At 59.0% G+C, this 21655-nt stretch carries 16 protein-coding genes; 8 read left to right on the forward strand and 8 right to left on the reverse strand.

Annotated elements, in window-relative coordinates; genetic code table 11:
• Window positions 1-83: 83 nt before the first annotated feature.
• The 7 genes from glgB to FBZ97_RS29555 form a co-directional block, all read right to left on the reverse strand.
• Complete coding sequence (gene glgB / locus FBZ97_RS29525; protein WP_145323167.1) at window positions 84-2321, reverse strand: 1,4-alpha-glucan branching protein GlgB; 2238 nt, start codon at window positions 2319-2321, stop codon at window positions 84-86.
• Window positions 2318-5611: a maltose alpha-D-glucosyltransferase gene (gene treS, locus FBZ97_RS29530; protein WP_145323169.1), complete on the reverse strand. Its 3294-nt coding sequence runs from the start codon at window positions 5609-5611 to the stop codon at window positions 2318-2320. Before treS ends, glgB begins: the two co-directional genes overlap by 4 nt.
• Before the next feature lies 1 nt (window position 5612).
• Window positions 5613-8828, reverse strand: a complete 3216-nt coding sequence (locus tag FBZ97_RS29535; protein WP_145323171.1) for an alpha-1,4-glucan--maltose-1-phosphate maltosyltransferase — start codon at window positions 8826-8828, stop codon at window positions 5613-5615.
• Window positions 8829-9633: 805 nt separating this feature from the next.
• Complete coding sequence (locus FBZ97_RS29540) at window positions 9634-10425, reverse strand: amino acid ABC transporter ATP-binding protein (RefSeq protein ID WP_069614159.1); 792 nt, start codon at window positions 10423-10425, stop codon at window positions 9634-9636.
• Window positions 10422-11090: an amino acid ABC transporter permease gene (locus tag FBZ97_RS29545; protein WP_113353005.1), complete on the reverse strand. Its 669-nt coding sequence runs from the start codon at window positions 11088-11090 to the stop codon at window positions 10422-10424. Before FBZ97_RS29545 ends, FBZ97_RS29540 begins: the two co-directional genes overlap by 4 nt.
• On the reverse strand, window positions 11087-11728 hold the full coding sequence (locus FBZ97_RS29550; RefSeq protein ID WP_113353004.1) for an amino acid ABC transporter permease: 642 nt from the start codon (window positions 11726-11728) through the stop codon (window positions 11087-11089). Before FBZ97_RS29550 ends, FBZ97_RS29545 begins: the two co-directional genes overlap by 4 nt.
• Window positions 11729-11825: 97 nt before the next feature.
• Window positions 11826-12653 (reverse strand): transporter substrate-binding domain-containing protein, encoded by an 828-nt coding sequence (locus FBZ97_RS29555; protein ID WP_113331814.1) that lies wholly within the window; start codon window positions 12651-12653, stop codon window positions 11826-11828.
• Window positions 12654-12881: 228 nt separating this feature from the next.
• On the opposite strand from FBZ97_RS29555, the gene FBZ97_RS29560 reads away from it, so the two are divergent.
• From FBZ97_RS29560 to FBZ97_RS29575, 4 genes are all read left to right on the forward strand, one after another.
• Window positions 12882-13625: a UTRA domain-containing protein gene (locus FBZ97_RS29560; protein WP_145323173.1), complete on the forward strand. Its 744-nt coding sequence runs from the start codon at window positions 12882-12884 to the stop codon at window positions 13623-13625.
• Window positions 13622-14563, forward strand: coding sequence for a LysR family transcriptional regulator (locus FBZ97_RS29565; protein ID WP_145323175.1), 942 nt, complete (start codon window positions 13622-13624; stop codon window positions 14561-14563). Before FBZ97_RS29560 ends, FBZ97_RS29565 begins: the two co-directional genes overlap by 4 nt.
• Before the next feature lie 111 nt (window positions 14564-14674).
• Window positions 14675-16015: an LLM class flavin-dependent oxidoreductase gene (locus FBZ97_RS29570; RefSeq protein WP_145323177.1), complete on the forward strand. Its 1341-nt coding sequence runs from the start codon at window positions 14675-14677 to the stop codon at window positions 16013-16015.
• 11 nt (window positions 16016-16026) lie between these two features.
• Window positions 16027-16563 (forward strand): flavin reductase family protein, encoded by a 537-nt coding sequence (locus FBZ97_RS29575; protein ID WP_113353001.1) that lies wholly within the window; start codon window positions 16027-16029, stop codon window positions 16561-16563.
• Here the strand turns inward: FBZ97_RS29575 and FBZ97_RS29580 are convergent.
• Entirely contained in the window at window positions 16540-17703 is a 1164-nt protein-coding gene (locus tag FBZ97_RS29580) for an aminotransferase (RefSeq protein WP_113353000.1), read from the reverse strand. The genes FBZ97_RS29575 and FBZ97_RS29580 overlap by 24 nt on opposite strands.
• A gap of 96 nt (window positions 17704-17799) precedes the next feature.
• On the opposite strand from FBZ97_RS29580, the gene speB reads away from it, so the two are divergent.
• The 4 genes from speB (at window position 17800) to FBZ97_RS29600 (ending at window position 21654) form a co-directional block, all read left to right on the forward strand.
• Window positions 17800-18855: an agmatinase gene (gene speB, locus FBZ97_RS29585; RefSeq protein ID WP_145323179.1), complete on the forward strand. Its 1056-nt coding sequence runs from the start codon at window positions 17800-17802 to the stop codon at window positions 18853-18855.
• Between the two features lie 233 nt (window positions 18856-19088).
• Window positions 19089-19703 (forward strand): cupin domain-containing protein, encoded by a 615-nt coding sequence (locus FBZ97_RS29590; RefSeq protein WP_113388679.1) that lies wholly within the window; start codon window positions 19089-19091, stop codon window positions 19701-19703.
• A gap of 121 nt (window positions 19704-19824) precedes the next feature.
• Window positions 19825-20766: a substrate-binding domain-containing protein gene (locus FBZ97_RS29595; protein WP_113388579.1), complete on the forward strand. Its 942-nt coding sequence runs from the start codon at window positions 19825-19827 to the stop codon at window positions 20764-20766.
• Window positions 20767-20856: 90 nt separating this feature from the next.
• On the forward strand, window positions 20857-21654 hold the full coding sequence (locus FBZ97_RS29600; protein WP_113353532.1) for an ATP-binding cassette domain-containing protein: 798 nt from the start codon (window positions 20857-20859) through the stop codon (window positions 21652-21654).
• The last annotated feature ends 1 nt before the right edge of the window (window position 21655 follow it).

Below are 21655 nucleotides of genomic sequence, written 5' to 3' on the forward strand. Positions count from 1 at the left end.
CAAATTGGAAGAAAGACGATGTTCGCTACCGGACCGTTCCGCGCAACCACGACGGCATCGACTACTTCCCACGACGCGGAACTTCAGGATTGCTCACCTCCCGTCATCGCTTCTCCATCCTCAAAGAGAAACATCGCTGTCGAAAGAGGGGCAAGATCGACGAGAAGAGACTGGCGGCGCCCATGCGCGGGAAAATCGTCGCTAAGACGATCACCAGAGCCCATACCTGCTCCGCCATAAACTAAATCATCGGTATCGAGTATCCGCCGCCAGAGGCCGGCAAAAGGAACACCTACCCTATATCCGCTCCGGAAAATCGGAGTGAAATTCGAAATGACCACAATGGCCGACCGCCGCCCAGCATCAAAGCGCAGCATCCCGAAAACCGACTGTTCGGCATCATCCGCAACCGCCCACTCAAAAGCGTCCGGCATGGTATCTCCATGCTGCAGGCATGGAAAATGCCCGTAGGTTCGGTTGAGATCGCGCACCAGCCGCTGCAGGCCAGCATGAGAGGGTTCATCCAGGAGATCCCATTCGACGGAACCGTCATGGCTCCATTCCGACCATTGACCGATCTCACCGCCCATAAAGAGAAGCTTCTTACCCGGGTGCCCCCACATGAAGCCGAAAAGAGCGCGAAGATTGGCCATCTTCTGCGAGGGATCGCCAGGCATCTTGGCGAGCAGGGAACCCTTTCCATGCACGACTTCGTCATGTGAAAACGGCAGGATGAAGCGTTCGCTGTAGGCGTAGATCATACCGAAGGTCATCGAGCCATGATGATACTTTCGATAGACCGGATCGTCGGACATGTAATGGAGCGTGTCATGCATCCATCCCATATTCCACTTCATGTCGAAGCCGAGCCCGCCTTCCGCGGCGGGTTTTGTGATGTTCGGAAAAGCGGTCGACTCCTCCGCGATCATCAGCGCGTGCGGGTGGCGTTCGTGAACGATGCTATTCAAATGCTTGAAGAATTCGATGGCTTCCAGGTTTTCGCGCCCGCCGTAACGGTTCGGGATCCATTCGCCTTCCGGGCGGCTATAGTCGCGATAGAGCATGGAGGCGACGGCATCGACGCGCAATCCGTCCACATGATAGCGCTCAAGCCATTCGAGCGCGCTCGCGATCAGGAAGCCTTTGACCTCGTTACGGCCAAGATTATAGATCAGCGTGCTCCAGTCGCGATGGAAGCCCTCTCGCGGATCTTCGTGCTCATAAAGGGCGGTGCCGTCAAAACGCGCCAATCCCCAGACATCCGTCGGAAAATGCGCCGGCACCCAGTCCAGAATGACACCGAGCCCTTCCTGGTGGCAGCGATCGACGAAATATGCGAAATCTTCGGGCGTGCCATGGCGCCCGGTCGGCGCAAACAGACCGAGTGGCTGATAGCCCCATGATCCTCCGAAAGGATGCTCCATGATCGGCATCAGCTCGATATGGGTGAAACCCATTTCGCGGACGTAGGGAACGAGCCGCTGCGAGAGTTCGATCCAATCCAGCGCGCGGCCGCCATCTTCCATGTTGCGCAGCCAAGAGCCGGCATGGACCTCATAAATCGAAAGCGCCTTGGCGAAATGATCGGTGCTTCGGCACTTGTCCATCCAGTCATGATCATTCCAGCGGAAAGGCTCGGACGAAGCCACCACGGACGCCGTCGATGGCGCCGGCTCCGCGGCCCGTGCGACGGGATCGGCCTTCTGCGGAAGCGGATTGCCGAAGCGATCGAGAATCTCGAACTTATAGCGCTCGCCGTCCGTGATATGCGGAATGAAGATCTCCCAGACACCTGCCTGCGGCCGGAGCCTCATCGGATGGCGGCGTCCGTCCCAGGCGTTGAAGTCGCCGACCACGGACACGCGGCTTGCATTCGGCGCCCAGACCGCAAAACGCACGCCCGCGACATCGTCGATTGTCATCGGATTTGCGCCGAGAGCCTTGCTCAGGTTGTAATGCGTCCCTTGCGAGATCAGATGGAGATCAAGATCGCCGAGCAGCGGCGCGAAGCTATAGGGATCGGCCGTCACCTGGACCGCGTCGGGCCATTGAATTCTCAGATAATAGGCGTTGCGTTCGGCAAGCATCGCGCCGAACAGGCCGGCCGGATGGATGAGATCGGCCAATGCCAGAACGCGATCACTGTCTCGATCGAGGATTTCAACACGCAAGGCTCCCGGAAGATAGGCCCTGACGCTGTAGCGGCCGTCCACACCTTTGTGCATGCCGAGGATCGAAAAAGGATCTCCATGCCGTCCCTCCACCACGGCATGTATCGAACCCGCATCCACTCCGCTGAGAATGTCGGCGATGTCGCTCATGAGCGGCTCTCCGAAAGTCGGGCTATGATGGCGGCAAGTCCGTTCAGCGGGATCGGAAGCCACTTAGGACGGTTCCGGGCCTCATAAGCGATCTCATAGGCAGCCTTCTCCAGAAGAAAGATATCGATGATCCGCCGCACCTCGGCGGGCGTTTTCGGCAAATCGGGCGAAGCCGCCAATGCCTCGATATAGGATGTCAGAAAAATGCGTTCTGCACTTTCCGCAAAGCGGCGGATCACCTCTCGGCGGCGGGCATCATGATGATCCGAAATAGCGTCGTTTTCGAGCATGGCGGTCGCTGAGAGATAGTCGAGCGACCGCAGCAGGCCGGCAGCGTCGCGCAATGGGCTCGTCTTGGCGCGACGCTCCGCGAGATTGCGCGCCGGCTCGCCTTCGAAATCGATAATGACGGCATCGCCCTCCGTCACCAGGATCTGGCCAAGATGGAAATCGCCATGCGCACGCGTCAACAACGTGCCTTTCGCCTCGTCCGCCAGCGCACCGGCAAGCTCGAGGATCCTGTCGCGTTCGGCAAGCAGCAGGGATATCTGTTCCGCGATCTCGGGCTCGACACTGTCTTCGAGGCCGGTCAGCTTGGAAAAGGCATAGGTGATCTCGCCCGTTACGGTTTTACAAATGCCGGCGATATCGCGTGCTTCCGCCCGACGTGGCGCGAAGGCTTCGTTGTCGGTCGGTTGCGCCAATAAGACATGCAATTCTCCGAGCCTTTCTCCGACCATGGAAACGAAATGCAGAAGCGGCTGCAGCTGCTCATCGGCCGCCTCGACGGCGGACTCCGTGATAACAATCTCGTCGGCAGTGCGTCGGAGGTTGGACAGCATCCAATTCCAGGCATCGCCCTGATTGCGGATCGCTCCTTGAACGATGATAAGCGTCGATCGGCGACCTTCGCCGTCGGTCCGAGCCACCTCGCCCAGAAGAGGGGCAGTATGCTCGTAACCATGTTCCGTCAGATAGCGCGTCATTTCGACTTCCGGATGGACGCCGACGAAGACATGGCGGATCAGCTTGATCATCGCCAAGTCGCCCACGAGCAACGAGCTATTGGATTGTTCGGCCGAAAGCCAACGGATCGGCATGTCCTCCGTCAGGGCCAGGCAATCGAGCCGGTCGGTGCCGATGAATTCGATCATGCCGGTGCGTCCGCTGACCGTCGAGCGGTCGCACAGGCCCTGAAGGATGCCACGCGCCATTAGTTCGATGGCAAATCCATCAGTCAGGAATCCCACCCGCCTGCCCTGCCGGATACGGGCAAGGGAAAGCTGCTGGGCGAGCACGTTGGTCGCCGTATCGTCCCATTCGGCTGCGAGCGGCAGTTGGTAGCTTTCCACATGATCCGGCAGCACGACCTCGATCTCTCCGAGCACGACACCGTCGGCAAAGGGTATCGGCGTCGCGGAAACGAGCCTTGCCTCCTGCAGAGCCTGGTCCTTGGCGCCGAACCAACGGCGCTTCGCAAGATAGGCCGGCAGGATATCCCTGCTCAACACCGCCGCGTGATGCGGCAGCTCGGCAAGTTCCGTGAGGCTGCGCCGGATAACGATCGTCACCAGATCGACAAGTTGCTCGGGCGGTGCCGTGCGCCAGGCTGGTCCGTCGGCCTCGACAGCGAGCTGGAACCAGAAAAAACCATAGGGCGGCAGTGTGAGCAGGTAGGTGAGCTGTCCGATCGGCGGGAATGGCGACATGCCCGTCAACTCCACGGGAACCCGCCCTTCGAACTGCTGCAGATCGAGCTCCACGGCTTGAGGAACGCGCGACAGGTTTGCGACGCAAAGAATGACCTCGTCACCATGTTCGCGCAAATAGGCGAGAATCCGTCGGTTGGCCGGTGCCAGGAAGCGCATCGAACCCCGCCCAAAGGCGCCGTGGCGACCGCGCAGCGCCAGCATTCGCCGTGTCCAGTTCAACAGGGAATGCGCGTCCGACACCTGTGCCTCGACGTTCAATGCCTCGAAGCCATAGAGCGGATCGGCAACCGGCGGCAATACGAGGCGCGCTGGATCTGCGCGCGAAAAGCCGCCATTGCGATCGGGAGACCATTGCATCGGGGTGCGCACGCCGTCCCGGTCGCCGAGATATATATTGTCTCCCATGCCTATCTCGTCCCCATAATAGACGATGGGCGTTCCCGGCATGGACAGCAGCAACGCATTCATGAGCTCGATACGGCGGCGATCGCGTTCCATCAATGGCGCCAGCCGCCGTCGGATGCCAAGGTTGATGCGGGCGCGCTTGTCGGAGGCGTAGGTCTCCCACAGATAATCGCGTTCAGCATCGGTGACCATTTCGAGCGTCAACTCGTCGTGATTTCGGAGGAAGATCGCCCATTGGCAGATTTCGGGAATTTCCGGCGTTTGACGTATGATATCGGTGATCGGGAAGCGATCCTCCTTGGCAATCGCCATGTACATGCGCGGCATCAAGGGGAAATGGAACGCCATGTGGCATTCGTCGCCGTCGCCAAAATATTCTCGCGTGTCTTCCGGCCACTGGTTTGCCTCGGCAAGGAGCAGCACGCCGGAATGTGTCGCATCAAGCGCCGCGCGGATCTGCTTGAGGATCAGATGTGTTTCCGGCAGGTTTTCGTTGTTGGTGCCCTCGCGCTCGACAAGATAGGGGATCGCATCGAGCCGGAAGCCGTCGATGCCGGTCTCAAGCCAGAAGCGGATGACATCGATAATTTCCTTCATGACCAGCGGATTATCGAAATTGAGATCGGGCTGGTGCGAATAGAAGCGATGCCAATAATAGGCGCCCGCCACGGGATCGAATGTCCAGTTCGACTTTTCCGTATCGAGAAAAATGATGCGGGTCTCGGGAAATTTCAGGTCGGTATCCGACCAGACGTAGAAGTCACGTTCGGGGCTTCCGGCAGGCGATTGCCGCGCGCGCTGGAACCAGGGATGCTGGTCCGACGTGTGGTTGATGACAAGCTCGATGATGACGCGGATATTATGTTCATGCGCCGCCGCCACGAACTTCCGGAAATCCTCTAGCGTCCCGTAGTCCGGGCTGACATTGCGATAATCTGCGATATCATAGCCGTCATCGCGTCGGGGCGAGGGAAAAAACGGCAGGAGCCAGATGGCATTGACGCCGAGTGCGGCTATATAGTCGAGCTTCTGGTACAGGCCCTCGAAGTCGCCGATACCATCGCCATTGGCATCGTAAAACGACTTGATGTGCAGCTGGTAGATGATCGCATCCTTATACCATAGCGGGTCGTCGGCAAGTTTATCGCTCTCGGCCATGTGAACAGTGTCCATCTCAGACCTCCCCTGCCCTGACGCGCCAGATGGCAAAGGGCAAATGAGCTGGATCAAGCCTGATCATCTGCCACTTGCCCGTACGGCTAAATCTCTGGCCGCTGACGAGGTCCTCGAAAGCGAGTGTGCCATCGTCTGCCAGGCCGAACCGCCAGAGCGGAAATTCGACATTGCTTTCCTCTATCGCGTGCGGATTGAGCGTCACGGCCACAAGCAGAACGTTGTGGCGCCCGACGCTTGCCTTCTCGAAAAACATGACGTTGGGGTTCGAGGAGGGCAGGAAAGTCAGGCCGAGATGCGAATGCAACGCTGAATTATCCTTGCGAATGCGATTGAGGATCGAGATCTCCGCCTTGATGTTACCCGGGCGGTCGTAATCCCAGGCGCGGATCTCGTATTTTTCACTATCGGCATATTCCTTGCGCTTGGCGTCCGGCCGTCCTTCGCAAAGCTCGAAGCCGTTATAGACGCCCCAAAGACCGGATAGGGTGGCAGCGAGCGCGGCCCGGATGAGATAGGCGGAGCGCGGCGCGTTCTGGAGGAAGTCCGGGTTGATATCATGCGTGTTGACAAAGAAATGCGGGCGAAAGAATTCCCTCACCTCACTTTGAGTAAGTTCGGTCAGATATTCCTCCAGCTCCGCTCTTGTGTTGCGCCAGGTGAAGTAGGTGTAGGACTGGGAGAAGCCGACCTTCGCCAGCCGGTACATCACCTTCGGCCTTGTGAAGGCTTCCGAAAGGAACACAACCTGCGGATGACGCGCGCGGATATCGCCGATCATCCACTCCCAGAAGGGAAAAGGCTTGGTATGAGGATTGTCGACGCGGAAAATTTCCACGCCTTCCTCGATCCACATTTCGACGATGTCGCGCAGTTCGGCCCAAAGCGCCGGCACTGCCTCCGGCGCGTAGAAATCGACATTGACGATATCTTCGTATTTCTTCGGCGGATTTTCCGCATAACGGATCGTGCCGTCGGGCCGCCAGTCGAACCAGCCCGGATGTTCCTTTAGCCACGGGTGGTCGGGGGAGGCTTGAATCGCTAAGTCGAGTGCGATCTCCAATCCGAGCCGCCTGGCTTCCGTAATCAGATGCTCGAAGTCATCGAATCCGCCAAGGAGGGGATGGATCGCCTCGTGCCCGCCGTCCTCCGAACCAATCGCGTAAGGACTGCCTGGGTCAGTTGGAGCGGCGATGAGAGAATTGTTGCGGCCCTTGCGGTTGGTGTGGCCGATCGGGTGGATCGGCGGGAAATAGAGCACGTCAAAGCCCATATCTCGGATGGCCGGCAGGCGTGCGATGACGTCCTCAAAAGTGCCGTGGCGATTGGGGTCACCGCTCTGCGAACGTGGAAAGATCTGATACCAGCTCGCAAAGGCTGCCTCGCGGCGCTCCGCTTCCACACCATAAGTTCGCGAGTGCGAGGTAAAGGGGCGACGGTCGGCGAGCGCCATGAGTTCGTTTGTTCGTGTGGCAAGCAGCAATTCGAGCTTGCCTGGCCCGTCACGCCTTTCGAGCTCGGCAAGCAACGTCGCGAGTTCCGCCCGATCCCCTTGCCTCATCGATATGCCGTCATCGGCAGCAGCATCGCGGATCAACTCCTCACCTTCGATCAGTTCCAGCCGCAGATCGAGCCTCGCTTCGCTCTTCTTGAGAAGCTCGTTGCGGAAGATGGCGAAGGGATTTTTCCACGCCTCGACCAGGAATTCGAAGCGCCCGATGCGATCGAGCAGGAAGGAGCCCCGCCATCGATCGTTTTCGCAAAGGACCATTCTCGTTCGACGCCACTCAAGCTCGTCTCGGGCCCGATAAAGGAGGGCGGCCGACAGCAGATCGTGGCCATCGGCAAAGATGTCCGCCTCGGCGATCAGCGTGTCGCCGACGATGCGCTTGACCGCGAAACGTCCATCATCGACCTGCGGGGTAACAAGTTCGATGGCGATGCGCGGAGAGGCCGTCGCTTCAGCGAGGGACAGTTCCCCTTCGTCAGCCGAAACCAGAGGGCGGATCTCCGTTGTGACGGCGCGCACCTCGCCTGGAGCGATTCTCCGGCTACCAGCCACCGCCTCGACGGGCAGGAAAGGCAAGGCCAAGCGATGCATGATGTCGTCAGGCAGTTCCGCGGTACGACGCAGATCTCTGTTGACCGCGAGTAGCCGCGTACGCGTTGCATCCCGCAATGTGGATCGATCAGCCTGCGCGATCACCGTGACTTGGCTCGCTGTTTCACATTGAAGAAACATCCATCGAGTGGACGCGCGTGGAACGGAATTCAGGTCGCGTATATCGGCCGAGATATCGTAAGCTCCCTCGGCCTTGAGGACACGCAAACCCTCTCCATGCCCATATGTGGGATCGAGCGGCAAGGTGGCGCCGAATTCGAATCCCATCGGCACAAGCAATCCGTCGCCGAGCTCGGCCGCGAGATGGAGAGCGCGGCGTGATTTTCGCTCGCGGATTTCCCTGCTTTCGCTGCCATGCGCGATGCGCCTTCCAAACGGCGCTTCCGGAAAGGTGATCTGTGGCCCGAAAGGCAGCTGCAGGCGATACTCTTCAAGGAACCAGTCTTCGCGCAGATCCCACCAAGCAAGCGACGAAAAGGCTCCATCGAACCCGCAGTCTTGCAATTTTGATCGAAAAGCGAAATCAGTTCCCGGGGTGTAGGCAAAGAATCTCGTTTCCGGATCCGCGATCCTTGCGCTTGCCATCAATCGTCGCCAACCGTCAGCAGGCAGTCTGTCAAGACCAATGACCCGATACCCCATGATCCCACAGGACGCGAAGTCTGCGAGGCGGGTTTCCCATTCGCCGGTCACCTCGCTCGAATATGGCGCGCGGGGCTGAGATGGAGAACTTGGCGACCGCCGTGGGTCGAGAGGGGTCGAGACGCCTGTTCTTGCGCTGCGCGACTTTATCGCGAGATCGAGCATAAATGCCACACCCCGCTCGCGCGCATCTTTTGCCAGGGCGAAAAGACCCTCCTTCACTTCATCTTCAAGCTTGGCCTCTGCGTCCGCTCGCGTGTAATTCTCCGTGGAACGAAGACCGGCACGTCTCGTGTCGAGGAAGGGCGGAGCGGAAAGTACAATATCGAAACCGAGAGCGCTTGCATGATCAAAGGCTTCACTCCATTGGTCTCGTCCGGTTAGGAGCAACGGATTTATATAGTAAATCCGGGGATGGCTAAACGTGCCGGCCGGCTCGGCTGCAAACGTCATCAATTTGTTCTCCACGCATCAGGCGGAAATAAATTGTCCCTCCCGGCGATACCAAGACCAACCATCGAACGACTTGCTTGTTCCCTCCAATCGAGCAACTTTCATTTAAACAACCCACTCATAAAGGAGCATCGCTCGCCATTCAGACGAAGATGCTTTCACTTCCGTTCGCAATAGATTGGCTAAAAGCGCTCGCTCGTTTCTTCCTCGGGCAGTTCGTCGCCACACATTCCCCAGCGCAGTCTACTCTCGACACAGCACCCCTCACTGGCCATTGTCGTTCGAAACGACGTTGCGTCTCCATAACCGCATCTCCTCAACTGCGCGGTGACAGCAATCGATCAGGATACAGAAGGTTCCCGGTTCCCTGGCGGCCATTCGTTTTCGAGAAAGTCAGAGTGTCACAGACGTCTTCGAAGGTGCGCTCCAGACCGTACCGCAGCCGGATTTTTTCCTGGTTGGGTCCCTGGAACATCGTTCAGCGGAGTTTCTTCCTCTCCTTTCATGCCAACAATGGTCCTGGGGAAGATAATGTCAGCAGGCGGAAGGTACTCACGCCCATATCAGGGCTTGCTGAGGAAATGGCGCACGACACTTCGAGCATGGCAGCGCAGCGGCAGGGTCCAAATCCACGCAACATATCCGCGGCTTATAGGATGGGAGAAGATATGATCACATGCACCATTCACCAAGCCGAATTGATTTCGGCTTGGTGAATACTTCATGATCTGCTGCGAGGCGCCGCCCCCAAACACGTCCGCCGGAGCAATAACCCGGCCTGGCTCAAGCCGTGCTCGAGGCGATGTCAGAGCAACATCGACGCGCCCCGGTCGAGATAGGTATCGAGGAATTGCTCAAGGCGAGGATTTCTGGGCTTCTTGAAGACCTCCTGAGGTGGCCCGCTAAACAGCACCTTGCCGTGATCGAGAAAGATGATCTGCTGGCCGACGGTCGCGGCGAAGCCGATTTCGTGCGAAACGACGACCATGGTCATGCCCTCGGCCGCTAGGTCGCGCATGACGTTCAGGACTTCGCCGGTCAGTTCCGGATCGAGGGATGAGGTCGGTTCATCGAACAGCATGATCTTCGGCTTCAAAGCGAGGGCGCGGGCGATCGCCACGCGTTGCTGTTGTCCGCCGGAAAGCTGCGAGGGATAATGCCCTGCTCTCGCCTCGAGCCCGACCTTGACGAGTTGCGCCATGGCCGCATCCTCGGCCTGCTTACGGCTCATCTTGTGAACCGTCTTCAAGGCTTCGCTGACATTGCCGAGCGCCGTCATATGCGGCCAGAGATTGAATTGCTGGAACACCATGCCGATCTGGGCGCGGATCGAACGATTGGTAGTCGCCGAGACACGTTCACGCCGTCCTTGAGCATCCTCGGTGAAGCCGAGGACCTCGCCGTTGATGGAGATCGTTCCGCGCGTCGCCTCTTCAAGGAAAGCCATGCATCGTAAAAGCGTGCTTTTGCCCGAGCCGGATGGACCGATGAGGCAGGAGACCTGCCCCGGCTCGATGGCAAGATCGATACCATGGAGGACCGTGGTCTCTCCGAACGTCTTGATGAGATTCCTGACTTCTATAGCGGGGACGCTCATGCGTTGAAAAACCTGAATCTGGAAAGTTTCGTTTCGGCAAGGTTGCCAAGCCAGCCGGTGACTTCGACGAGCACCCAGTAGAAGAGCGCCAGGGCGGACAGCGCCTCGACGAAGGCATATTGCTGCGATCCGATCGCACTGAGCGTCGCCGTCAATTCCGGCACGGTGATGATGGAGAGGACCGCCGTCTCCTTCATCAGGATGACGGTCATGTTCACGCAGGGCGGCAGCACCAGCATCGTCATCTCCGGCAGGAGAATGCGCCTTATGATCTGCCCGCGCGTCAAGCCGACGCATTCGCCAGCCTCGATATGGCCTTTCGGCACGGCGCGAAATCCGGAACGGAAGATTTCGCTGAAATAGGCCGCGCCATAGATCGAAATGCCGATCAATCCGGCAGGCACGGGATCGAGCTCGAGGCCGACGAAAGGGCCGCCATAATAGACGAGGAAGATCTGGATAAGAAATGGCGTGCCGCGCAGCACCGCCACGACGGCACCAAGCACCTTGTCGACGACCACGCCGCCATATTGCCGGGCGACCGCCATCACGAAGCCGATAATGGCAGCGGCGATAGTGCCCACGATCCAGATCATGATCGTGACGCCGGCACCGCTGAGGATGGCAGGCCATTGGCCGACGAGGACGTTGATATCGAAGGTCATCGCGCTACCCCCGGCAATCTGCTTTCGATCAAGCCGCCGGCAAGCGCCACCACCCAGTTGATCACGAGATAGATGAGGCCAGCGGCCGCGAAGATCTGCAGCGGCAGGAAGGTGCTGCCGGCAAGATCCTGGGCCATGCGGGTGAGTTCGACGATGCCGACAACGGAGACCAGCGACGACGCCTTCAGGATAAGGATCGCCTCGTTGACAAGAGCTGGGAATGTGAGACGCAGCGCGATCGGAACCTTGATGCGGCGGAAGATCTGGCGTGGTGTCAGCCCGACCATTTCCGCCGACTCCACCAGGCCCAGCGGCACGCTGGCAAAGCCGCCACGCAGGTTCTCTGCCTGGTATGCGGCCGTGCAGAGCGACAGGCCGATGATGGCGGCAACGATGCTCGGCACGTTGAGGCCGATAGCGGGAAGCAGATTATAGATCAGCAGCAATTGCACCAGCAGCGGCACGCCGCGGAAAAAGCTGATGAAAAACTGGGCAGGTCGCACGAAAAGGCTACGCCCCGTCAGCAACATTCCCGAAATCAGGATCGCAATTGCAAAACCGATAAAGATCGAAACAAAGCTGATCGTCACCGTGTAGATGGATGCCTGCAGAAGCAATCCAAAGAGCTCGATGGACATTGTTGAGTGTTCGCCCGCGTGGTGACCAGGAAGCTGGGATCTCGCTCATCAGCCGAGCCCGGCAGCAAAGCGGGCACGGCCGATTTCCGAGGGCTGATCAGAATGCCGGGTCCTTGACGGCGTCAGGCGTGTCGAAGCTTGCGCCGAACCACTTCTTCTGCAGCGTCGCCATGCGGCCGTCAGCCTTGATCTTCAACATGGCTGCATCGATGGCGTCCATCAACGGTGCGTGATCAGCATCCTTCAAGCCGATGAAGCCGAAATAGGACTTCTTGCCGAAGGGCGGCAGCACGACTTCGAACGTGCCTTCACGCTGTTTGGCGACGAATGCAATATTCGGCAGCGAGTTGGCAACGCCGGCGATACGGCCGGCTGCGAGGTCGGCATAGGATTCGGTAAAGGCCGGGTATTCGCGGATATCGGCTTTGGTCGGCAGGGTGTCAGAAAACTCCTTCAGCTGATCGAGCTGCGCGGTTGCCTTGCCAACGCCGATCTTCTTGCCGGCGATATCTTCCGGCTTGCTGATCGTCTTGTCACCGGCCTTTTTCAGGATCGCAATGGTTGCTTCGGCCAAAGGCGGCGTGAAGCGATAGCGCTCCATGCGCTTCTTGGTGATCGTCGCCGGGCCGGCAACGACGTCGAACTTTCCAGCCTCGAGTGCCGGGAACACGCCATCCCACGGCAGCGTGACCCATTCGATCTTCACGCCCAGTTCCTTGCCGATCTCATCGAAGAGGTCGACGTTCAAGCCGACATGCTTGCCTGCATCGATGAAATCGAAGGGGGCAAAGGCCGTCTCGGTGCCGACTTTCAGGGTACCGGCGGCCTTGACGGCAGCAAGCGTGTCAGCCGCATGGGCCGAAATCGTTGCGCCAAACAAAAGTGCGGCGCCCACCAACCCCTTCAGAAGCGAATTCTTCCTCATGTCTTTCTCTCCAGTTTTGTGCCCTTCCTTTGGAAGGTTCAGGTTCCCCAAGCGTTGTCCCGTCCGGCCGATTTTTATGACCTTTTGTCTATACAAATAGATACAGCCTCGCCTACACTGTCAAATACAAAACATAACGAACGCAAGAATTATGCCGCATGATGCCCGACGGATTTGGCAGACGCGGTTTCCACGGACACTGAATTCATTGCCGGAGCAAGGCGAGCGTTGGTCCCAATTCATCAGAAAATTCTGAAGGATATAGAAAGCAGGATCATGAGCGGCATTTGGCCGCCGGGGCACCGAATACCCGTCGAGCATGAGCTGCTTAAAGAGTATCGATGCTCCCGGATGACCGTGAACAAGGCGCTTTCGACCCTGGCCGAGCGTGGCATGATCATACGCCGCCGCAAGCTCGGTTCCTTCGTCGCCTCGCGGCAAATCGACCGCACGGTGATGGACATTCAAGATATTTCCACGGAAGCGGAACTGGCGGGACACGAGCATAGCCACACGATGCTGATGCGGAAGATCGAGAGGCTGGATGCAGCCACCGCGATGCGGCTCGGCGAAACCATGGGGGCGGAAATCCTGCGGCTCCACTGCCTGCACGCGGTCGACGGCAAGGCGAATACATTGGAGCGGCGCATCGTCATGCTGGACGTAGTGCCATCTGCAAGAACAGAGAGTTTCGCTTCGGTCCCACCCGGCAAATGGTTGCTGGAAAAGGTGCCCTGGTCAAAGGCTCGGCATGTCATTCGCGCCGTCTCGGCCGATGCCGCGACGGCGCGCCTGCTTGAAACCGAACGCGGCGAAGCCTGTCTGATGCTCATCCGTCAGACATGGCAGAGCAGTCGCACAGTCACCTATGTCGAGTTCATCCATCCCGGCGATCGCTTCCAGTTCGCCGGCGACATTTATCCAAACGAGAGAGCCGTCACCGATCAACCGCCGCGGGGAGATGCCTCTTGAACGAGAAACACATCGGCAGGACTGCTCCGCTCAAAGGCTTGCAGGCTTTCGAAGCTGTCGGCCGTTGCGGCAGCGTGAACGCGGCAGCTTTGGAGCTGAAGGTTTCGCCCGGAGCGATCAGTCAGCAAATCCGCAAGATCGAGAGCTTTCTCGGCGTCACCTTGCTCGAGCGCAATGGTCGCACGGTGGAACTCACCCAATGGGGAAGGCTCTACCATCAGGAAATATCGAAGGGATTCGAGCAATTCGCGGTTGCTGAACAGGTCCTGGAACGGGCACGCAACGAAAATGCGCTTGTGCTGAGCGCGCTATCTTCGGTCGTCAACAAGTGGATTGGGCGGAGAATCTTCGACTGGCAGGCCCTGCATCCAAACGCGCATGTCAGGATCGTCGGCCGCGACAAGGAACCGCGCATGGGCTTCGACGACATCGATTTCCGCATCAGTTACGGATCGGACGTATTGCAGCATGAACATTATACGGAGCTGTTCCGCGATTGGGTGGTTCCCGCCTGCTCACCGGCATTGATCAAGGGCAAGGCGCCTTCCGCGGCGCAACTTCTTCAATATCCGCTCCTGCATGTCGAATGGGAGAGGCATTTCACGCCCTATCCGAGCTGGCTTGAATTCGCCGCGACGACCGGGGCGGCGCTCGAGGAAACCGCCGCGGGCCTTTCCTTCACCCTGTCGAGCAGCGCAATTGACGCCGCCGTCAACAAGCGCGGCGTGGTTCTCGCGCAGATGTCGATGATTGCTGATGAACTCGAGGCGCAGACGCTGGTCATTCCCATCGACATACGCATTCCCTTGCGCGAAAGCTATTTTCTCGCCTGGGATAGGGCGGCCTTGGAAAAACCCCACGGACGCCAGTTCCGCGATTGGCTTCTCACCATTTCTCGCCAGCAAGCCCTCATGTCGGCACCGACATCGACATTTTAGAAAAACTAAAACGGAACTCAGCTCCGCGATATTGATGAAATTTTGCACCTGGCGATAATTTGTACATTCGCCGTCAACGGGACGGCGTGGCCGATATAAAGGGAAAATTCGATGGCGCGGACCGATAAGATGAAACTCGGAACTTTCGTCTATACGTTCGGCTTTCATCCGGCCTCCTGGCTACATCCGGCAAGCGATGTCAACGGCGCCAACGACTTCGCGCATCTGCTCGATGTCGCCAAGCGATCCGAAGCGGCCAAATTCGACTTCATGTTCATGGCCGATTCTCCGGCGGCCGCCGTCGGCGATCCCAATGCACTCGCCCGCATCCCGACCAAGATGAACCGCTTCGAGCCGCTCTCGCTGCTTTCGGCACTGGCGGTGACGACCAACGATCTCGGGCTCGTGGCAACGGTCTCGACAAGCTACTATGAGCCCTACAATGTCGCGCGTCTGTTTTCCTCGATCGATCATCTGAGCAAGGGCCGCGCCTGCTGGAATGTCGTCACCTCTGACCACGACGAAACCGGCTACAACTTCAATCGCGAAGGGCTCGATCCGCACGCGCTGCGCTACGAGCGCGGCAACGAGTTCGTCGACGTCGTCTTCGGCCTTTGGGACAGCTTCGAGGAGGGCGCGCTCCTTCTCGATCGCGAAAACGGCGTCTACTATGACAAGGACAAGCATCACACGCTCAACCACAAGGGCAAGCACTTCCAGGTTCGCGGACCCCTCAATATCGCGCGGACGCCGCAGGGCCGTCCTGTCATTGCCCAGGCGGGCGGTTCCGAACCCGGTATGGACATGGCGGCACGCACGGCCGAGATCGTCTTCAGCCTGGCCTCTAACATCGAACGGAACCGGGCCTTTTACGAGAATGTCAAAGGCCGGATGGCTGCCTATGGGCGTGATCGCGACGACCTGAAAATCATGCCGGGCATCGTCATCAACGTCGGCGAAACCGAGGCCGAAGCAAAGGCGAAGGTGGATTATCTGATCGACAAGATGCATCCCGATGTCGGGCGGCTGATGCTCTCCGAGTTCCTGGAGGCGGACCTGCGCGGCGTGGCCCTCGACGGGCCCTTCCCGATGGACCGTCTGCCGGCGGCGCCAAAGGGATCGCGTGCCCTGTTCGACGAGCTGGTGGATTTCGTCAAGAGCGGCCATACGGTTGGCGAGCTGATCCGACACTATGCCGAGAAGCACACCGGTAATGGCATAACGGGCACGCCTGCCCGGATCGCCGACTACATGGAGGAATGGTTCGAAACGCGTGCGGCCGACGGCTTTATCCTGATGTTTCCGACCCTGCCGTCCAGCCTCGACGATTTCGTGCGGCTCGTGCTGCCGGAGCTTCGCCGCCGCGGGCTGTTCCGCGAGGAATATGAAGGCAAGACCCTGCGCGAAAACCTCGGCATTTCGATGCCGGCAAACCGCTTTGCCAAGACGTGAGGGCGAGGCCGATGGGTAACGACGCTCTGATCAGCGACACGGAATTCAGGCTATCGATGCGTCATTTGGCCGGCGCGGTCAGCGTGATCACGGTCGGTGACGGCCAGGACCGTACCGGTTTCACCGCGACGTCGGTTTCCTCATTTTCGGCGGATCGGCCTTCCGTCATCGTCAGCGTCAACAGGACTTCTTCCTCTTGGCCGGCGCTGCAGCGATACGGCTGTTTCTGCGTTAACGTGCTTGCGGCCGACCAGCAGCACGTCGCGCAATCCTTTTCCGGCATTGGCGGACGCAAGGGCGCCGACCGGTACGAGGGTGCCGAGTGGTATCGCCTCAGGACAGGCGCAGCCGCTCTTGAAAATGCCCTGACGGTCCTCGACTGCAAGCTCGAAACCACATTCCATCATCACTCCCATGCCATTCTGATCGGGCACATCCGTGCGATGGAGATCCGGCGGGACGCAAGACCGCTGCTCTACTGGCAAGGCGGCTATCATGACCTGCCGGCTGCTGCTGATCGCCCCCTAGCGGAGCCGATCCGGCAGTAGTCCGATGGAAGTGACATCGGCATTGGCAAAGGCAAGCCTAAGGTAGCGCTCCTGGCCCTCGCCGAAATATGCGCCTGGTATGCAGACGACACCGCGTTCCCTCGCGAGTTCCTCGGCAACCTCGGACGACGATCGGCCCTCGAAGGGATGGCGAACAAAGGCGAAATAGGCGCCGATCGCCGCAATCTCCCAACCCACCAGCCCGGAGAACGCCGATCTCAAGGCATCGGCCCGGCGAGCGATTTCCAGCCTGTTGCCGGCCCGCCAATCGGCAAGGACAGGCAAAGCCGATGCAACCGCGATCTGAGCCGAACGCGGGGCGCAGATTTGCATATTGTCCATGACTTTCGCGATCTCAGCGACGAGCCCGAGGCCCGCCGTGACGGCGCCTAGCCGATGGCCGGGAATGCAGAAGGATTTCGAGAAGCTGTAGAGAAGGACAAGCGTATCCTCCCAGCCCGGCTCCGAAAGCAGGGCGTGCGGCCGGCCGTAACCTTCGGCCAGGAAGTCGCGATAGGTTTCGTCGACGACCAGCCAGGCGCCGTATTTTCGGCACAGCGAGAAAAGCTCGTGAAGCAGCTGAGGCGGATAGACTGCTCCGGTCGGATTGTTGGGCGTGACGACGGCAAGCATCTTCGCGCCGGCCGCAAGCGCGGCTTCGGCAGAGCCGGGATCGGGAAGAAAGCCGGTTGCGGGATCGCACTCGACCAGTCGGCGCCCGATCCCCAACATCGACAACGTCGTGTCGTGATTGAAATAGAAAGGATTGGTGAGCGCTACCGTATCGCCCGCGCCCGCAAGCGCAATCGCCGTGCACATGAACGCCTGATTGCAGCCGGCCGTGATATGGATATTGCCGGCAGATATGTCAGCGCCATAGAGCTCCGCGACATGGGCGGCATAGGCCTGGCGCAGCAAAGGCTCGCCCTCGATCGGCCCGTATCCTGTCATCGCCTGTTGTGCCGCCGTCTCGCCGAGAAGCCGCAGCATCTCCGGGTGTGCGGGATAGCCGGGCACAGCCTGCGACAGATCGATGAGTGGCCCCTTCGATCCCTTGTATTCGCGTCCCCAGGCGACGACGGAAGGAATGGGCGGAGGCGAGAGGCGGGCAACGAGCGAATTGGATTTTGCAGCGGTCATATCGATTTCTCTTTGATACCGATTGCTACAACGATACCAATTGTTTTCTCAACCTCTTTGTTGAGCGGGACGAACCTCAAGCGGAGACGCATGCGCATGGTGTGGGACAAGATACGGCTCGAACAGCTGCGCGCGGAATTTTCAGACGCCAATGGCGGCGAGATATTCGACGAGAAGTTTCGCAAAGTGGCGGAGAAAATCATCTCCAAGAGCGGTACGAGACTGGCGCCATATGCCGGTGTGCCGACTTTCCTCAGCGCGCCTTACATGCAGGTCGCGGCCGACGAGCCTGACTTCGGCAATCTTCAGGTCGCGATAACGGGAATCCCGATGGATCTTGGCGTCACCAATCGCCCCGGCTCCCGCTTCGGACCGCGTGCCCTTCGCGCCATTGAAAGGATCGGTCCCTATAACCACGTTCTGGGAACGGCGCCGGTCTTCGATCTTCGGGTCGCCGACATTGGCGACGTGCCGTTCCAGAGCCGCTACCGGCTGGAACTCAGCCACGACGACATCGAGAAGCGTATCGGCCAGATCGTCGATGCCGGTGTCGCACCGCTGTCGGTGGGTGGCGATCATTCCATCAGCCACCCGATCTTGAAGGCTGTCGGCCGGAAGGAGCCGGTCGGTCTCATTCATATCGATGCGCATTGCGACACCAGCGGTGCCTTCGATCAAACCAAATTTCATCACGGGGGACCGTTCCGCAATGCCGTGCTGGACGGCGTGCTCGATCCGACAAGGACAATCCAGATCGGCATACGCGGTTCAGCGGAATACCTATGGGAATTCTCCTATAAATCGGGAATGACCGTGATCCACGCCGAGGACCTCAGCGGAATGGGGATGGAAGCCGTCATCGCCAAGGCCAAATCCATCGTCGGCGACGGCCCGACCTATCTCTCCTTCGACATCGACAGCCTCGATCCGAGCTTCGCGCCGGGCACGGGCACGCCCGAGATCGGCGGATTGACGACGCGCGAAGTTCTAGAACTGATCCGCGGGCTGAAGGGCGTGAACCTCTTGGGCGGCGACGTCGTCGAGGTCGCACCGCAATATGACGCAACGACCAACACAGCACATGCCGGAGCCCAGGTGCTCTTCGAGATTCTGAGCCTCATGGTGTTCAGCCCGTCGATCGGCGGACGCTGAATGTTGCGGACCAATCCGCGCGAAGTCCGCGAATAATCTCCAGCAACGTCGCCGCAGGTCGACGAGAGGACCGCATAACGGAATTCAGGACGACAATCAGCTTTCCCTGTGAAACAGGCGCTGGTGGAGAAGTCGCCCTGGCGCCCATGTCACTGGCGCTCGTGATAGCTAGACAGATGCAGAGGGGTGGCGTTAAGCTTTGGCTTTGTAACGGCGACACCAGAAACATGAACATGATTGGATCCCCCGGGAAATCGGGAGAAGACAACGAGGAAAAGATACTGACCAATCCGGCGCGGCTTGGAGGCCGTCTAAGGCTCGCCAGGCAAACCCGGGGCTTGACCCTTAAGGCTCTCGCCCTGGCCGCGGATTGCTCTGAAAGCCTTTTGTCGAAAATTGAAAACGGCAAGGCTTCGCCCTCGTTACCGATGTTGCATAGGCTTGTCGGTGTTCTGGGTACGAATATTGGCTGGATGTTCGAGGAGGCCGACGGTGAAGAGGGCATCGTCTTCCGTTCCGGGACAAGGCCTTTGATTGGACTCGACCCATTGCGCAGAGGGGAAGGCATATCTCTCGAACGGATAATCCCCTATTCGCAAGGCCATCTGCTTCAATGCAACATCCACCACATTGAGGCTGGCGGCCAAAGTGCCGGGCCGATCCAGCATGTCGGCGAAGAGGTTGGATACGTTCTTGCCGGCGAGATCGAACTGATGGTCGGGGAACGAACATTCCGGCTTTCCATCGGCGACAGCTTCGTCTTCAATTCCGAGCTGCCCCATTGGTATCGCAATGTGGGAGCGGATCGCGCAAGCATCTTCTGGGTCAATACACCGGCGACCTTCTAGCCACGCCACCGTCCTGAAAGCGAACTTGCGATCATCTTCAAAGCCACAAATTCAAGTCACTTGACGAGCATTCAAGTTACTTGAATACTCCCCTTGCAATCCAAAAACATGGGGAACGATCATGCATCTCAAGAAATACCTGTTCGGTTGCGCGATTGGCGCGACCGTGGCACTTGCCTGCGGTGCCGGCGCCGCGATGGCGAATACGCTGGCTCTCGTGACGATCAACCAGCAGGCTCTCTTCTTCAACCAGATCAATGACGGCGCCAAGGAGGCGGCAAAGAAAGCCGGCGCCGATCTCGTCATATTCAACGCCAACAACGTGCCCAGCGCGCAAAATGACGCCATCGAGAACTACATCACCCAGAAGGTCGACGGCATCATATTGGTCGCCATCGACGTCAACGGAGTGAAGCCTGCAATCACCGCCGCCAAGAAGGCCGGCATTCCGGTCATCGCTATCGATGCCCAGATTCCGAACGGCGACAACATCGCCTTCGTGGGTGTCGACAATACCAAGGCGGGTGAGGAGATCGGCAAGTTCTATTCCGATTACGTCAAGGACAAGATGGGCGGCAGCGCCAAGGTCGGCGTGGTCGGCGCACTCAATTCCTTCATCCAGAACCAGCGTCTTGATGGATTCAAGGCGGCGGTAAAGGCTGGCGGCCAGAAGGTCGATTTCCTCGATACGGTGGACGGTCAGAACGTCCAGGATGTCGCCCTCAGCGCGGCGGAAAATCTCATTACCGCCAATCCCGACATGACGACGCTGTATGCGACCGGCGAACCAGCACTCCTCGGCGCCGTTGCGGCCGTCACCAGCCAGGGCAAAACAGGTAACGTGAAGGTCTTCGGCTGGGATCTGACCAAGCAAGCGATCGAGGGCATCGATCAGGGTTGGGTGACGGCCGTTATCCAGCAGGATCCGGCCGGCGAAGGTAAGGCGGCCGTCGAAGCGCTCGTCAAGGTGAAAAAGGGCGAGAAGATCGATCCGATCATCAACGTGCCTGTCACCATCGTCACCAAGGAAAATGTCGACAAGTTCCGGGGCATGTTCAAATAACTCCCCGCATCTCGTCACGTCATGGCCGATCGCATCGGCCATGACGTTGTGGCATCATGGCTAAGGCCATTTCCGCAAGGCAGCATTGATATGACAAACGCTGATACCTACCGCGTCAGGATGACCGGTATTTCCAAACGCTATGGCACGATGCAGTCGTTGGACAATGTGTCGTTGACCTTGAAGCCGGGCGAGGTCCTCGGCCTCGTCGGTGACAACGGCGCCGGCAAATCGACCTTGAGCAAAGTGCTTTCGGGCGCGGTGATCCCGGATTCAGGAACGATCGAGATCGACGGAAAACCCGTTTCCTTTGCCTCGCCCGCTGATGCGCGCGCCGCGCATGTCGAGATGGTCTACCAGGACCTGTCCCTTTGCGACACCGTCGACGTGGCGGGAAATCTTTTTCTGGGGCGTGAACCGAAATGGAAGCTTGCGGGCATTCCAATCCTCGACAAGAAGACCATGCATGAACGGGCGCGCCATATGCTGGAAGGGCTTGGCATTGTCATACCGGACACACGTCTGAAGGTCGAAAATCTCTCGGGCGGCCAGCGTCAGTCGATTGCTATTGGACGCGCAGCGTCATTTAATCCCTCGGTCCTCATCATGGACGAGCCGACGGCGGCCCTGGCTGTTGCCGAAGTCGAGGCGGTGCTGGAGCTCATCCGCACGGTCAGCGCCCGCGGCGTCAGCGTCATTCTGATCACGCATCGGCTGCAGGATCTCTTCCTCGTCTGCGATCGCATCCAGGTGATGTATGAGGGGCAAAACGTCGCCGAGCGCCTTATCGCCGAAACGAATATCGAAGAAGTCGTCAACCTGATCGTCGGTCGCAAGTTCTCCGCGCGCTCGGCCGGCCAACATACCGAGCGAGGCGCTTCCATATGAC

The organism is Rhizobium sp. ERR 942 (assembly GCF_007828395.1).
GTDB lineage: Bacteria > Pseudomonadota > Alphaproteobacteria > Rhizobiales > Rhizobiaceae > Rhizobium > Rhizobium dioscoreae.